12 protein-coding genes, 2 tRNA genes and 1 rRNA gene are annotated in these 14,090 nt (G+C 52.2%); 7 read left to right on the top strand and 8 right to left on the bottom strand.

Annotation, left to right across the window (positions count from 1 at the left end; genetic code table 11):
- Positions 1 to 30: 30 nt before the first annotated feature.
- The 5 genes from tuf to VB016_02945 all read right to left on the bottom strand — a co-directional run bounded on the left by tuf (position 31) and on the right by VB016_02945 (position 6,003).
- On the bottom strand, positions 31 to 1,293 hold the full coding sequence (tuf, locus tag VB016_02965; protein MEA4977497.1) for a translation elongation factor EF-1 subunit alpha: 1,263 nt from the start codon (positions 1,291 to 1,293) through the stop codon (positions 31 to 33).
- Between the two features lie 65 nt (positions 1,294 to 1,358).
- A complete protein-coding gene (locus tag VB016_02960) occupies positions 1,359 to 3,566 on the bottom strand; it encodes an elongation factor EF-2 (GenBank protein MEA4977496.1) in 2,208 nt (735 codons plus the stop codon).
- A 22-nt stretch (positions 3,567 to 3,588) separates the two neighbouring features.
- Positions 3,589 to 4,206 carry a 30S ribosomal protein S7 gene (locus tag VB016_02955; GenBank protein ID MEA4977495.1) on the bottom strand — a complete coding sequence of 206 codons (618 nt, stop codon included), beginning with the start codon at positions 4,204 to 4,206 and terminating at the stop codon, positions 3,589 to 3,591.
- 5 nt (positions 4,207 to 4,211) lie between these two features.
- Positions 4,212 to 4,640, bottom strand: coding sequence for a 30S ribosomal protein S12 (locus VB016_02950; GenBank protein MEA4977494.1), 429 nt, complete (start codon positions 4,638 to 4,640; stop codon positions 4,212 to 4,214).
- Between the two features lie 157 nt (positions 4,641 to 4,797).
- A complete protein-coding gene (locus VB016_02945; protein ID MEA4977493.1) occupies positions 4,798 to 6,003 on the bottom strand; it encodes a PLP-dependent aminotransferase family protein in 1,206 nt (401 codons plus the stop codon).
- 68 nt (positions 6,004 to 6,071) lie between these two features.
- Here VB016_02945 and VB016_02940 point away from each other — a divergent pair, with 68 nt between their 5' ends.
- The 3 genes from VB016_02940 to VB016_02930 all read left to right on the top strand — a co-directional run bounded on the left by VB016_02940 (position 6,072) and on the right by VB016_02930 (position 8,041).
- The gene (locus tag VB016_02940; protein MEA4977492.1) at positions 6,072 to 6,704 is read left to right on the top strand and encodes a translation initiation factor IF-2 subunit beta; all 633 of its coding nucleotides are present in this window, start codon (positions 6,072 to 6,074) and stop codon (positions 6,702 to 6,704) included.
- A gap of 5 nt (positions 6,705 to 6,709) precedes the next feature.
- Entirely contained in the window at positions 6,710 to 7,957 is a 1,248-nt protein-coding gene (locus tag VB016_02935) for a tRNA (N(6)-L-threonylcarbamoyladenosine(37)-C(2))-methylthiotransferase (protein MEA4977491.1), read from the top strand.
- A gap of 8 nt (positions 7,958 to 7,965) precedes the next feature.
- Positions 7,966 to 8,041: transfer RNA gene (locus VB016_02930), tRNA-Gln, on the top strand.
- 19 nt (positions 8,042 to 8,060) lie between these two features.
- On the opposite strand, the gene VB016_02925 is transcribed toward VB016_02930, so the two are convergent.
- Positions 8,061 to 8,615, bottom strand: a complete 555-nt coding sequence (locus tag VB016_02925; GenBank protein MEA4977490.1) for a hypothetical protein — start codon at positions 8,613 to 8,615, stop codon at positions 8,061 to 8,063.
- 132 nt (positions 8,616 to 8,747) lie between these two features.
- Between VB016_02925 and VB016_02920 the strand changes: the two genes are divergently transcribed.
- Positions 8,748 to 9,935 (top strand): MBL fold metallo-hydrolase, encoded by a 1,188-nt coding sequence (locus VB016_02920; protein ID MEA4977489.1) that lies wholly within the window; start codon positions 8,748 to 8,750, stop codon positions 9,933 to 9,935.
- Between the two features lie 292 nt (positions 9,936 to 10,227).
- Here VB016_02920 and VB016_02915 read toward each other — a convergent pair whose 3' ends face one another.
- Entirely contained in the window at positions 10,228 to 10,413 is a 186-nt protein-coding gene (locus tag VB016_02915; protein ID MEA4977488.1) for a hypothetical protein, read from the bottom strand.
- Positions 10,414 to 10,614: 201 nt separating this feature from the next.
- A 16S ribosomal RNA gene (locus tag VB016_02910) occupies positions 10,615 to 12,084 on the bottom strand.
- 481 nt (positions 12,085 to 12,565) lie between these two features.
- Between VB016_02910 and VB016_02905 the strand changes: the two genes are divergently transcribed.
- The 3 genes from VB016_02905 to VB016_02895 all read left to right on the top strand — a co-directional run bounded on the left by VB016_02905 (position 12,566) and on the right by VB016_02895 (position 14,005).
- Positions 12,566 to 12,653, top strand: a tRNA-Ser gene (locus VB016_02905).
- Between the two features lie 280 nt (positions 12,654 to 12,933).
- Positions 12,934 to 13,575: a metallophosphoesterase family protein gene (locus VB016_02900; GenBank protein ID MEA4977487.1), complete on the top strand. Its 642-nt coding sequence runs from the start codon at positions 12,934 to 12,936 to the stop codon at positions 13,573 to 13,575.
- Positions 13,576 to 13,627: 52 nt separating this feature from the next.
- Positions 13,628 to 14,005, top strand: coding sequence for a 30S ribosomal protein S8e (locus VB016_02895; protein ID MEA4977486.1), 378 nt, complete (start codon positions 13,628 to 13,630; stop codon positions 14,003 to 14,005).
- Positions 14,006 to 14,090 lie beyond the last annotated feature (85 nt).

The following is a 14,090-nucleotide window of genomic DNA, read 5'->3' as shown; positions in this document are numbered from 1 at the left end:
TGATCCCTTGTTTAATTGTACGAGAGGTCCTCAGTTGGACTTCTCAACCTCAATGCATGCACCGGCTGCGACGGTCTGTCCCATATCACGGATGGCGAACCTTCCGAGCGGCGGGAACTCTTTCGCTGTCTCAATGACCATCGGCTTGGTGGGCTCGCACCTTACGAACGCGATATCGCCGGTCTTGATGAAGTCAGGGTGATCTTTCTTGACTGCACCGGACTTGGGGTCGATCGTCTTGATCAGTTCGGTGATCCTGCACGCGGTCTGAGATGTGTGGCAGTGGAACACGGGTGTGTATCCGACAGTGATCACAGAGGGGTGATTCAGAACAACGATCTGAGCAACGAAGGATTTCGCGACGGACGGCGGGTTGTCGGCCGGACCAGCGACATCTCCTCTCTTGACATCGTTCTTGGCTACACCGCGGACGTTGAATCCGACGTTGTCACCGGGAAGGGCCTGAGAAAGGATTTCGTGGTGCTCCTCGATCGATTTGACCTCTCCCAGCACGTGGGAGGGCTCGAATATGATCTTCATGTTGGGCTTCAACACGCCGGTCTCGACACGCCCGACGGGGACGGTTCCGATACCGGTAATCGTGTAGACGTCCTGAACCGGCAGCCTGAGGGGCTTGTCGGTGTGCTTCTCGGGCACCTTGAAGTTGTCAAGGGCCTGAATGAGGGTGGGTCCGGTGTACCAGGGGGTCTTGTCGGACTTGACCTTGATGTTGTCTCCCATGTATGCGGAAACGGGTATTACTTCCATAGGCTTCGCGCCGACGCTTGCCATGAGTTTGATCATGGCCGCCTTTGCGTCCTCGAACTTCTTCTGGTCGTAGTTAACGGCGTCCATCTTGTTGATGGCGACGATGACCTGCTTGACTCCGAGGGTGGTCGCAAGGAAAACGTGCTCCTTGGTCTGTGCCTGTGGCCCCTCGATGGCGGAGCAGGTGATGATCGCTGCATCGGCCTGGGATGTTCCGGTGATCATGTTCTTAACGAAGTCACGGTGGCCAGGGGCGTCGATGACGGTGAAGAAGTACTTGTCGGTGTAGAACTTCTTGTGTGCTACGTCGATGGTGACACCTCTCTCCCTCTCTTCCTTCAGGCCGTCCATGACCCATGCGAAATAGAAGGTACCCTTACCTTTTTCCTCTGCCTCTTTCTTAAATTTCTCAACAATGTGAGGGTCGATTGCACCGGTCTCGAGAAGAATCCTACCGGTGAGGGTAGACTTTCCGTGGTCGACGTGTCCGATGATGACCAGATTCATGTGCTCTTTGTCAGCCATTTTTTTCTCTCCTTAATATGTATTTACTTGGATTGATTAGCCATAATATGTTTATTATTTAATGTTTACACTCCGGCGTAGTACCTTTCATCGTACGGTTCAGGATTGAGCCCCTTCCTCGTCCTTATCTCGGCAACGACCTTCTTCTGGAGTTCGGCGGGCACCTGCTGGAACCCGGAGTTCTCGGTAGACCAGAGGGCACGGCCCTGTGTGGCGCTGCGGATATCGGAAGCAAACCCGAACATATCTGAAACGGGCACGGTTGCGGTTACCGACGCATCGGCCCCTTCCTGTCCCATCTCAACGATTGTTCCGCGGCGCTGCGTGATCATATTGACCGCCGATCCCATGTAATCAGGAGGAACGCTGATGAACAGCTTCTGCATAGGCTCGAGCAGAGTTCTTCCCGCCTGGCACATTGCACCATATATTCCGTCCCTGACTGCGGGTATGACCTGTGCCGGACCCCTGTGAATCGTATCCTCGTGGAGCTTCGCGTCCATGAGCATGACCTTGAGCCCGGAGACCTTCTCATTGGCGAGAGGCCCTCTGACCATAGCCTCATCGAAGGACTGTTTTATGAGTTCCATCGTCTCGTGAAGGTACTGTATACCTTTCGTCGTATCGATCAGGACGTTTGTGTTCTTGAAGCAGACTACTCCCTTGGCCTGATCCTTGCTTACACCGAGCTCCTCGAGCTGCTTTGCAAGTGCCTTGGGGTCCTTGATCTTTGCATCCGGGTCTATGTCGCCCTTGTGGATGGCCTCGATAACGCCTTCCTCCATAGGTTCAACTATGAAGTAGAACTTGTTGTGTTTGTTGGGCGATTTCCCCTCGAACTCGTGGGAGTTCGGCCCCTTGACACTCTCCCTGTAGACCACGATGGGCTGCGAAGAGACTATGTCTACGTGCTGCTCGTTGACAATACGGTATTCGGTGATCTCCAGGTGAAGTTCTCCCATACCGGATATCAGATGTTCGCCCGTATCGTTGTTGATCTCTATGTTCAGCGATGGGTCGGCCTTAGCGATAGATCTGAGAACCTCCACTAATTTGGGAAGGTCCTTCGTGTTCTTCGCCTCGACGGCTTTGGTGACCACGGGCTCCGAGTAATGGGTCATCTTCTCGAAGGGGTCCGTTTCCCTCTCGGATGAAAGTGTAGAACCGGATATTGCATCCTTGAGTCCCGTGAGAGCGACGATGTTGCCTGCCTCGCACGCCTCTATGGGGATCCTGTCGGCTCCGACCATCAGAGCGACGGTCTGCACCCTCTGGGGATTTGGCATTCCGGATATGTAGAGTGTGTCTCCCTTCTTCACTTCCCCCGAGAACAGTCTGCCGAACGCGACTTCGCCCGCGTGGGGGTCCATGATGATCTTGGTTACCATCAGAGAAGTAGGTCCCTTCGGATCGCAGGTCATCATTGCCTTACCGATAGGCGTCTGCTTGTCCCCTTTCCAAATGGTGGGGATACGGAGCTTCTGAGCCTCCAAGGGGTTGGGAACGTGCCTGATGGCCATTCCGAGAGCTACCTCGTGCAGAGGAATCTTCTTTGCCAGCTCGGCCTGTCCTCCCTCGCGGTTGCAGTAATCGAATATGTCGCTGAATGTAAAATTGTACTTCTTCATTGCCGGAACGGTTATAGCCCAGTTGTTGTAGGCCGATCCGAATCCGACAGTGCCGTCCTGTATGCTTACCTGCCATTGCTTGTTGAGCGGTGCGGGCAGGTTGACTGAAATCTTGTGGTTGAACTCGGCGACGAGCTTTGCGAACTTTTCGATCATCATTTCTTTGGTGACCTGCTGTTCGACTATCATCCTGTCCACCTTGTTGATGAACAACATGGGCCTTACGCGCTCTTTCATAGCCTGTTTGATAACCGTCTCGGTCTGAGGCATGATCCCCTCGACCGCACAGCATAGGATGAACACACCGTCCAGGGCCCTCATTGCCCTGGTGACGTCCCCGCCGAAATCTACGTGACCGGGGGTGTCGATAAGATTGATCAGGTAGTCCTGACCTTCCCACCTATGAACCATCGATGCGCTCGCAGCGTTGATCGTGATTCCCCTTGCCGATTCCTGCTCGTCGAAATCCAGGACACGCTGCTCCCCTGCGAGCTCCGAGGACATCATTCCGGCACCTGCAATGAGGTTGTCCGAGAAAGTGGTCTTTCCGTGGTCGATATGGGCCGCTGTACCGATGTTCCTGATGAACTGGGGCGTACTCATTATTTTAGTTGCTTTATGTACGTTATCTTCTTTCCTTCCCATTGGTTTCACACACCGGTTACGATCACCTGGCGGCCTGGGCCACCCTTTCGATCTCTTCCTTCTTGGCTACCGCGAAGGACTGCATGTCCCCTCTGGATGCTAGCAACATTTCATCGGCCAGACACTCAGATATTGATTTCTTGCTCTTGGACGATGACTGGACTACCCCTGTGCTCAGGTTGCGCAGAGCGATGTCTAGCCTCCTCTGAGGCGAAATGTCAACGGCCTTGGGTACGGAGATTCCTCCAAACTGAAGTCTGGTGATCTCTTCCCTGGGCGCGGCGTTCTCGAGCCCTGTCACAAGGATCTGTATCGGATTCTGCTTGGTCTTAGTGGCAACGATGTCAAAGGCCTGGGAAACGGTCTTGTAAGCCTTCATCTTCTTGCCCGTGTACTTCTCGGTCCTCATAATGTCATTGATGAGCCTCTCGACAATGCTCAACTTCGACTTTCCGAACCATCTGTTTGCATGCTTTCCTCCGGAGTGAGGAATGTTCGTCGGGGTGAGGTCGATGTATTTTGCCAGACCTCCGTCTCCTACTACGACCTCTGTCGTGTCGTACTTACCGAACATCAGAGCCTTGGGTGCGGAAAGCACCTCGGTGGCTTCAACCGTTCCTTCTACTACTTCATCTACCATGAAAATCACCTAACCGGTTTCTCCGTCCTTCCTCTGACCATTTCATCGAGGGAGACGTTGTTTACTTTGATTACTTTGAAACGGACACCGGGGATGTCTCCGTAAGAACGGCCCATCCTCCCGCCGATACCTTCTATGAGCACCTCGTCGTGCTCGTCGATGAAGTTGATGGCTCCGTCGCCCACTGCGAAAGCTGTGACCTGGCGTCCATTCTTTATCAGCTGGATCTTAACGCACTTGCGTATGGCGGAGTTCGGCTGCTTAGCCTCTATGCCCACCTTTTCCAGCACGATGCCCCTGGCCTGGGAGGACCCTTCCAGCGGGTCTGACTTCTCCCTGAGCCTGAGCACTCTCTTCTTGTATCCTCTGTCGAGCCAGCGGAACTTCTGCCTGTCCACTTTCATTTTCCTTGCGGTGTTTAGACCATTTCCCAAACTTTCACCTTCGTCGAGTATATCACGCGATATTTCAAGCGTATTTAAAGACCACGTATAGACGGGTCAGTATGCGGAACATGGCTATCATAACTCCCTATTTAAGACCTTTTACGATTCCTGGTACCATATCTATTATTACGCATATATGGTAGCATTATGGGCAATAGAGATGTCTGCACACCTCTCCTAGTATCTTCATACCATCCTCGATTTCCCTGAAATCGGGAGTGGCAAAATTGAGGCGGACCGTATTCTCCCCGCCCTTTATGTGGAAAGGGCGACCCGGCATAGTGACCAGACCTTTATCAAGTGCCAGTTCGAAAAGTTTCATTGCATCGGTTCCGGCCGGCGACCTGAGCCATATGAACATTCCGCCCGCCGGATCGTTCCATCGCATCTCCTCCGGGAGACGGTCTTCCATCGCATCGACAAATATTCTCTTCTTGTTTTTGTAGCCCCTGCGAAGCGATGACAGGTAATCTTCATAGTCTTTGTTCGACAGGAAGTCGTCGATCACCCTCTGGGAGAACAATCCGGATTGCAGAGATGCCGCCTCGATGGACCTGTTGGCAACCTCCCTCATCCACTCGGGAACAATCATCCATCCGACTCTCATGCCAGGCGATATTGTCTTGGAGAAAGAGCCCAGAAGTACCGTGTCCTCGGGAGCAATGCTTTTGATAGTGCTTCCCGGACGCCCTTCGTATCCAAGCTCCCCGTAAGCATCATCCTCCACCAGAAGGCAACCGGAACCTTCGATAATCTTTGAAACTGCAAGTCTGGCACATCTTGAATAGCTTCTGCCTGACGGGTTCTGGAAATTTGGGATCGAGTAGAACATCTTGGCCCCGCCCTCCACCGCATCGCACAGCATCTCCCCGTCGGGGCCGTCGTCCGTCATCTCTACCGCTCTGAAGACCGGCCCGTACGAAGAGAACGACTGCAGAGCGCCGAGATATCCCGGGTTCTCCACCGCCATAGTGTCGCCGCGGTTCAGGAACATCCTGCCCAGCTGGTCGAAGCATTCCTGCGATCCGTTGGTCATGAAAACATCGTCCGCGGAGGCTTCGAATCCCAGTTCGGACCTGCATCTTTCCGCGATCTTCTCCCTCAGCGGACGGAACCCTGCCGTCGCCCCGTATTGGAGCGCCGAGCACGCTTCATCGCCGGTTAGCACCCTGTCGACGGATTCCTTCAGGCCCTCTGTGTCGAAGAAAGAATTGTCCGGAAGACCTGTGGCGAATGATATCATGCCGGGCCTTTCTGCGACCTCCACGAGCCCCATGATATACGAAGCCATCGTGCCGTCTGCGGCTTCGGAAAAAGATGGGCGCATGATGACGTGATGTGACCAAACCATAAAAGCATACACCTGCGCGCGAGCATAACCTTTAAGTCCTACTCGGCTTAGCGGACACAGGAGATAAAATGGGGAACGAAGAAGATTACTTGGCATTGCTCGGCAGAGCGAAGATGAACCTACCGGAGACTATCGAGAGCCACGAGAGGTTCGTACTTCCGGAACTGGACATCATACAGGAAGGTAAGATTACCATCCTCAGGAACTTCATGGATATCGCCGACAAGGTCAGACGCGACCCTCAGCATCTTTTGCACTTCCTCCTCAGAGAATTGGGGGCGCCTGGCGACATTGACAACAGAAGGGCGGTCTTCAAGGCTAAAATCTCATCTCAGACCATCTCCGAAAGACTTCAGCAATACATGGACACCTACGTCGTGTGCACCGAATGCGGACGCCCCGATACGAAGATCGTGAAAGAAGACAGAGTCATGGTATTGGAGTGCGAGGCGTGCGGTGCACGCAGGCCCATCGCCGTCCGCAAGACGATCAAGACAGACGCCAATGCACTGAAAGTGGGAGATATCCTCGAAATACTGATAACCGACGTCGGAAAGAAGGGGGACGGAATAGGCAAGTACAATGATTTCGTAATAATCGTCCCGGGCACAACCAAAGGGGCCCGCGTACATGCCAAGGTCACCAACATATCGAACAAGACCGGTTTCGGCCAGGTGACGAACGAGGCCGTAACCCGCTGATATCCATGAGATATTTCGTCGAATCCTACGGATGCACGATGAACTACGGCGAGGGGGCGCAGCTCTCCGAACGTATGTCTGGCATGGGATACGAAGAGGCTGCGTCCGCAGAAACAGCGGACGTGGTCATTTTGAACACTTGCACCGTGGTCGATGCAACAGAAAAGAAAATGGTCAAAAGGATGACCGAACTCAGAAGAATGGGTAAAGAGGTCATAGTCACTGGCTGCATGGCCGAGGTACAGCCCGGAAGAATATCTGTGCGGTTGCCCGATTCGTTGATCATACCTCCTAAAAGTTATTCCGAGTTCTCTGATAAGGTTGGAAATAAATACGGATGCTGGCACCCTCTAGACAATATGGAGACTGGCACTTCGGCGATACTGCCGATAGCCCAGGGTTGCTTGGGCGCCTGCTCGTACTGCATCACCCGTTTCGCGAGAGGAAAGCTTCTCAGTTATCCAGGGGACGAGCTTCTCGCAGAGTTCAGAAAAAGGGTTCAAAGAGGGGCGAAGGAGATCCTCGTTACTGCCCAGGACACTGCATGCTACGGCCGCGACATCGGCTCCAGCCTGCCCGATCTTCTCTCCAGGATGCTTGAGGTCCCGGGGGATTTCAGGGTCCGCATCGGCATGATGAACCCCGACTGGCTCTCCCCGGTAGCCGACGAACTGATGTACGTTTTTGAAGATCCGAGAGTCTATAAATTCCTGCATATCCCCGTACAGAGCGGGAGCGACGACGTACTCAAGGCCATGAAGAGGGGATACACCGCAGGAGAGTACCTGTCTTTGGTTAAATCCATACGTGCCAGATACCCCGAGATCAGCATTTCTACCGACATGATAGCCGGATTCCCGGGGGAAACGGAACAAGACCATATGAAAAGCGTAGGGCTGTTGCGCGAACTCAGGGCCGATACTGTCAATATAACGCGGTTCTCGCCCCGTCCCGGGACGAAGGCGGCGGAGATGGAACAGGTCAACGGACGTCTGATCAAAGCCCGTTCGACCGAGCTCACCGATGTAAAGAACGAGGTCGAGCTTGCCAATAACGAGAAGCTTGTGGGAAGGACCTTCAATGTCCTCGTTACTGAAGAGGGAAAGGATAGTTCTGTGATCGCCAGGACCGATAACTACAGGCCCGTAGGGATATCCGGGAACATTCCGCTGGGTACTTTTTGCGATGTCGAGATAACCGGGTGCAGCTCGACTTACCTCATCGGAAGAACGTTAAATAACGGAAGCAGATAACCGTTTAGAGTCCTGTAGTGTAGCGGTCAATCATGCTGGCCTTTGGAGCCGGCGACCCTGGTTCGAATCCGGGCAGGACTACCATTATAATTCTGAATCTGGCTCATATCAGTTCAAAAAAGCGCGCAAGACCGTATGAGGCACCGATGGACACGAATAGCGAGAAGGTCGTCCTTGCCGCTGCTCCCATACCACGTGCCTTACTGGCCTTTCTCCCCTCGCCGGTCTTGAAGAATCTTCCGTAATTTACCCAATAACTTCCGAGAGCCAACATTATCGCCACAGGGATCAGGGACCTGAAAAAGAGCACCAATACGAATTCCTCTGAAAAAAACGACCTTTGGAAAAGAGATGCACCGATCATGCATCCCGAAATAATGTGCAGAATGCCATTCACTGTGGAGATCCTCTTCTGATCATACAATGACAGTTCCTCACGGGACATCGAAGAAAATTCTTTCAACGTACCGATGGGCCTGTTTCCTAATATCTCGTGCACCCCTTCCGTAGCGATAACAGCCGAGAATGCTGCGAACAAGGTCATCAAAAACGATTCCAGGAATCCGGTCCGAGAGAGGATTATCAGATTGACCGCAAGAAGCAGGAAGAGGGTCCAAACAATGAAACCAGGCAATGACGCCCTGACCCCGTCGCTCATATCGGTTCAACATCGTTCCGATAAATATAGCTGCGGAAACCATCGGCTTCCAGTTTGAGAACGATCGGCCCGCCGATGTATACAATATTATAATGGCCTCGGCCATAGAACAATTACCGTGGGAGTGCAGACATGAAAGAGAATATCAAGGGCAACGTCAGCTGGGTCGGATATATGGATTGGGAACTTCAGAAGTTCCACGGAGATGACTTCACCATAATGAACGGATCAAGTCAGAACGCATATCTTGTCGAGGAGGGCAAGACCGTGCTAATTGATACTGTCTGGACGCCGCATGGGGCAGAATTCGTCGACAATCTCAGGAAAGAGGTCGGCCTGGAAAATATAGATATCATAGTGATTAACCACGGAGAGGCCGACCATTCCGGGGCACTGCCCGAACTCATGAGAAATATTCCTGACGTACCGATATACTGCACCGCCAACGCCGTTAAGAGCCTGGAAGGACAGTACGGCAAGAGAGGATGGGACCTGAGAACGGTCAAGACCGGTGACTCGGTGGACATAGGCAACGGCAAGAATCTCATTTTCATAGAGATGAGGATGCTCCACTGGCCCGACAGTATGGCCACATATCTGACGGGGGATAACGTCCTCTTCTCCAACGACGCCTTCGGCCAGCACTTCGCCGTTGGAGGGCTCTTTAACGACACTGCAGACCAGTGTATACTGGAGAAGGAAGCGACGAAGTATTACGCTAACATACTCAACCCGTTCTCATCCTTCGTTTCTAAGAAGATAGACGAGATAAAATCCATGAAATTACCAATGGACATCATCGCCCCGAGCCACGGCGTCATATGGAGGGACGATCCTATGCAGATTGTCGAAAAATATGCCGAATGGGCCGCCGCATACCAGGAAGACCAGCTCACAATAGTGTACGACACCATGTGGCAGGGCACCGCGGCCATCGCCCATGAGATTGCTGGAGCCGTCGCGAAGGTCAGCCCCGGGACAGTTGTGAAGGTATTCAACTGCTCCAAAGCGGATAAGAGCGAGATAATGGCCGAAATCTTCAGGTCCAAAGCAATAGCGATAGGTTCCCCTACTGTGGGCGGCGATGTGCTCACCAGCGTCAGCGGCACCGTTCGCTTCATGAAGTCCCTGAAATTTAAAGGCAAGAAAGCTGCAACATTCGGATGCTACGGATGGAGCGGCGAGGGCGTGACCATCCTGAAAAGAGAGCTGACGGATGCTGGTTTCCAAGTCATAGATGAGAACATCCGCTCAATGTGGAAACCTGATGAGGGGGATCTTGCATCGGCCGAGTCCTTAGTGATGGCTTTGCTCGGATAAAACCCGAGTTTGACGAAAGAAAATATGTGCCGATCGACATCTCATTGGCCCTGATATGCAGACGGTCTACGCTCCGAACGATTCCGAATAGAAGAATCCGTGAGAGAGAATCTGAGAGGCGACATATGCTGCAACCGGCGGATAACGAGCAAACCGAATATTGGAACTGAATGTTTCGGCTTCGAATTCAGAGACATAGGAGCTCTCCAGCCCCGATTTCCCAGATTGCTTCGCGTACCTCTTCGATTGGCCCCTGCGCCCGCATTCTTTCCCATTCACACCAGGAATCGCGTCACCGCTTGCCGTACATGCGGACCGTTTCAAATTTATCAACGTTGAACATGATTAGGTCGCCAACGGTACCCCCGCGACAGAGGATATCGACACATATGGCGTTCCCCGCGTTATCGCGCACCATGATCGCTTCTGGCAAAATCGCATTTATGCCTTCGGCCGACTTCAAAAGAACGTCTGACACGCATACAACTCCTCACGGAACATACGTATCAGTATAGTTTATAGGAAAATATTAAAAAAATCATATGACGTTCGATGCTACGTTTAGTGCATGGCAAGCTGCCAAGGAATCGCGGGAAATCCGTTTAGAATTTCCTTGCTTATTTCGTTTTTATACACACTTAATTTTGGTTGAGGGTGGGGTGTGAACCCCACCCTGCTTAGGAGGTGATCCATCTGCAGGTTCCCCTACAGATACCTTGTTACGACTTAACCTTCCTTGCTAAATCTCAGTTCGAATACCCTAATTAGAGGTAACCTCACTGAAACCCAACTCGGATGGTTTGACGGGCGGTGTGTGCAAGGAGCAGGGGCATATTCACCGCGAGTTGTTGATTCGCGATTACTACGGAATCCAGCTTCATGAGGGTGAGTTACAACCCTCAATCCGAACTACGGACGGGTTTCGGGATTGCTTGCACCTTTCGGTGTCAGAACCCATTGTCCCGCCCTTTGTAGCGCGCGTGTAGCCCAGGAAATTCGGGGCATACTGACCTACCGTTGACCTCTCCTTCATCTGACTTAGCGCCAGCGGTCCCGATAATGTGCCTTACCCCCGGAGGGATAAGTAGCAATTATCGGTGAGGGTCTCGTTCGTTATCTCACTTAAGAGAACGCCTTACGGTACGAACTGACGATGGCCATGCACCACCTCTCTGAAAATCTGGCAGAGTCTTTAGCCCGGCCTTCATGTAACAGTCTTCCCTGGTGAGTTTTACGGTGTTGAATCCAATTAAACCGCACGCTCCTCCCGTTGCGGTGCTCCCCCGCCAATTCCTTTAAGTTTCATCCTTGCGGACGTACTCCCCAAGTAGCAGACTTAACAACTTCTCTCCGGCACTGAATGCCCCCAAAGGGCCTCCAACACCAAGTCTGCAGCGTTTACACCCTGGACTACCGGGGTATCTAATCCCGTTTGCGACCCAGGGCTTCGTCCCTCACCGTCGGATCCGTTCTAGCTAGACGCCTTCGCCACCGGTGGTCCTTCTAGGATTACAGGATTTTACCCCTACCCCAGAAGTACCTCTAGCCTCTCCCGGTCCCAAGTTCGGCAGTCTCCTCGGAAGTCGGGAGGTTAAGCCCCCCGATTTACCCAAAGATTTACCGAACCGGCTACGAACGTTTTAGACTCAATAAAATCGACCACCACTTGGGCTGCAGGTATTACCGCGGCGGCTGGCACCCGTCTTACCCAGCCCTTATTCCTCTAGTTTTCTAAGCTAAAGAAAAGCTAACACAAATGTGCTAGCACTAGGAATTCCCTCATCGGGGTTGCCCCCATTGTGAAGTTTTCGCGACTGCTGCGCCCCGTAGGGCCTGGATTCGTGTCTCAGAATCCAACTCTGGGCTCCCTCTCTCAAGGCCCATACCCGTCGTAGGCTAGTAGGTACGTTACACCCACTACTACCTGATAGGCCGCAGACCGATCCTTAAGCGCCGGAACTTTGAACCATGGGTCATTCCAGATCCCATGATCTATGGAGTATTATCCTCAATTTCCCGAGATTATCCTCCTCTTAAGGGCACGTTATCCACGTGTTACTGAGCAGTCCGCCGAGTCCATTACGACTCTCGACTCGCATGTCTTAATCGAATTCCTATAGCGGTGGCCGCCGGCAGGATCAACCGGAGTCAAATCCTATGACTTTATGTAATCGTCTTGGATGGATGAAATTTTTGAAACTGGCAGTTTACCATGTTTCACCACTGTCCTGTCAAACGGCTCACTCTTATCGAATGTTCCGTCAACAGAACATTCGTAGCATCGAACGTCAGAGTTCAAGAGTGCACGCCCAAAGGCGGAGATCTTGACTCTCCATGTGCCGCAACTTTCGAAGCCAGTACGTTTCCATACCGGCCTTCCAAGCCGCGCATCTCCTCGTATTGCGGTTGAGTATATAACAGTTTTGATGCTGTTATTCCTCCTCGCATATCGGGGATTTGAACAATACAGAACCCATATAAAATACTGCGCAAAGGCGCCACCGTTAATCGAGATTGTTACCCCCAGATGCCGGAACTTTGAGCTGAAAAACCATATCTGAACCTCAAATATGCTCCGATCGGCGAAATATCCAAAACTTTAATATCCCGACCCCATACCCCAAGGCATTGTGGGGGTGGCCCAGCCTGGTAAGGCGATAGACTGCTAATCTATTGTCCCAAAAGGACCCGCGAGTTCGAATCTCGCCCCCCACGCCATTTCTCAATTTAATTTCTGAAATTCTTATTCCGACTATTTCCGCGCTCAGCGCGCGCATATATGCGCGACTATTTGGTCGAGCGCACACGCTGACGCTCGCCCGGATACCTTATTTCAATATCGGCATTGGTTTTAACCCGCATATGGGTATGCGACCGCCTTAGAGTTCATGACACTGCGGTAAATATCTATCTCGTGCGGGCTCCCGCGCCCGAGCTCGATGCCAGTATCCGCGCTGTGCGCAAAATGTATTATAATTTCCTCACTGTATAGAAATTCATGAGATTTCTTGTCATTACCGATTTTCATCAAAAAATATCAATGCTCGATTTGATAAACAGCAGAATCGACGAGTACAAGCCAGAATTCACATTGTTCCTCGGAGACGTTACCGATATGGGCACTGGAGAAGATGCGGTCGGGATTATTTCTTCTATCAATTCAGACGTCTATGCTATACCGGGCAACTGCGACCCCAGGGATTTTCCGCAAAAGATTTCTGAAGCGGCCCATGATATGCACGGAAAGGGAGTCGATATCAGGGGACAATACTTCGCCGGGCTTGGCGGATCTAATATCACAATATTCGGGACACCGTTCGAACTTACGGAGGATGAGCTTTACAAAGGGCTCAAACCCATATCCAGGAAAGACATGGTGCTCATGACGCATGTCCCGTCCTACGGCGTGCTCGATATGATACCGTCGGGCCTTAACGTCGGCAGCAAATCCGTGAGACGGATAGTGGATGAATACAAGCCTGTGCTGGCACTGTCTGGGCACGTCCATGAGGCGATTGGTGCGATAGAGCTGAATGGGACCCTTTTTGTCAACCCAGGACCGGCCAGACAAGGCAGATGCGCCATCATAGATCTCGAAAACGGTCATGCCAGCGCCGAACTAATTGGTCCCATGGATTAAAGGAACCCACAAAGCTTTTTATAGGGCACCATGTTTAGTGGGTTCGATTAGAATGGCACTTTGGCAGGGTAAATCCAAAAGGAAGTCTACCGGAGGCAGGCGTGTGCTATGCGCCGGTAAGAGAAAGTTCGAGATCGGCAGAGAGAAACAATTCACCAAGATCGGCCCCCAGACATCCAAGGTATTCCGCGGAATGGGTGGCAACTTGAAGATTGGCGTGCTCACTGCTGAGTTTGCAAACGTTATCGACAAGAAGACGAACGCGACGAAAAAAGTAAAGATCATAAAGGTCAAATCCAACCCCACCGACCCCAACTACGTTCAGCGTAACATTCTGAACAAGGGAGCGACCATATCCACCGAAATCGGTGAGGCAGTCGTCACTTCCAGGCCTGGACAGGACGGGGTAGTAAACGCCGTTCTGATCTGAGTAATCTACTTTTCAGGGGCCGCCTGATTAGGCGGCCCTTGCCTGCCTCCTGCAATCAATTTTAATCGTATCATGCGATACGGTG

This window comes from Methanomassiliicoccaceae archaeon (assembly GCA_034928305.1).
Taxonomy (GTDB): Archaea; Thermoplasmatota; Thermoplasmata; order Methanomassiliicoccales; family Methanomethylophilaceae; genus VadinCA11.
Note: the sequence above shows the minus strand (reverse complement) of the source record. Positions and strands in the feature narration are given on the sequence as shown.

Bases quoted from the DNA above. Each gene is read 5' to 3' on its own strand.
- tuf (MEA4977497.1), bottom strand. From the start codon at position 1,293: ATGGCTGACAAAGAGCACATGAATCTGGTCATCATCGGACACGTCGAC.
- VB016_02960 (MEA4977496.1), bottom strand. From the start codon at position 3,566: ATGGGAAGGAAAGAAGATAACGTACATAAAGCAACTAAAATAATGAGT.
- VB016_02955 (MEA4977495.1), bottom strand. From the start codon at position 4,206: ATGGTAGATGAAGTAGTAGAAGGAACGGTTGAAGCCACCGAGGTGCTT.
- VB016_02945 (MEA4977493.1), bottom strand. From the start codon at position 6,003: ATGGTTTGGTCACATCACGTCATCATGCGCCCATCTTTTTCCGAAGCC.
- VB016_02940 (MEA4977492.1), top strand. From the start codon at position 6,072: ATGGGGAACGAAGAAGATTACTTGGCATTGCTCGGCAGAGCGAAGATG.
- VB016_02935 (MEA4977491.1), top strand. From the start codon at position 6,710: ATGAGATATTTCGTCGAATCCTACGGATGCACGATGAACTACGGCGAG.
- VB016_02925 (MEA4977490.1), bottom strand. From the start codon at position 8,615: ATGAGCGACGGGGTCAGGGCGTCATTGCCTGGTTTCATTGTTTGGACC.
- VB016_02920 (MEA4977489.1), top strand. From the start codon at position 8,748: ATGAAAGAGAATATCAAGGGCAACGTCAGCTGGGTCGGATATATGGAT.
- VB016_02900 (MEA4977487.1), top strand. From the start codon at position 12,934: ATGAGATTTCTTGTCATTACCGATTTTCATCAAAAAATATCAATGCTC.
- VB016_02895 (MEA4977486.1), top strand. From the start codon at position 13,628: ATGGCACTTTGGCAGGGTAAATCCAAAAGGAAGTCTACCGGAGGCAGG.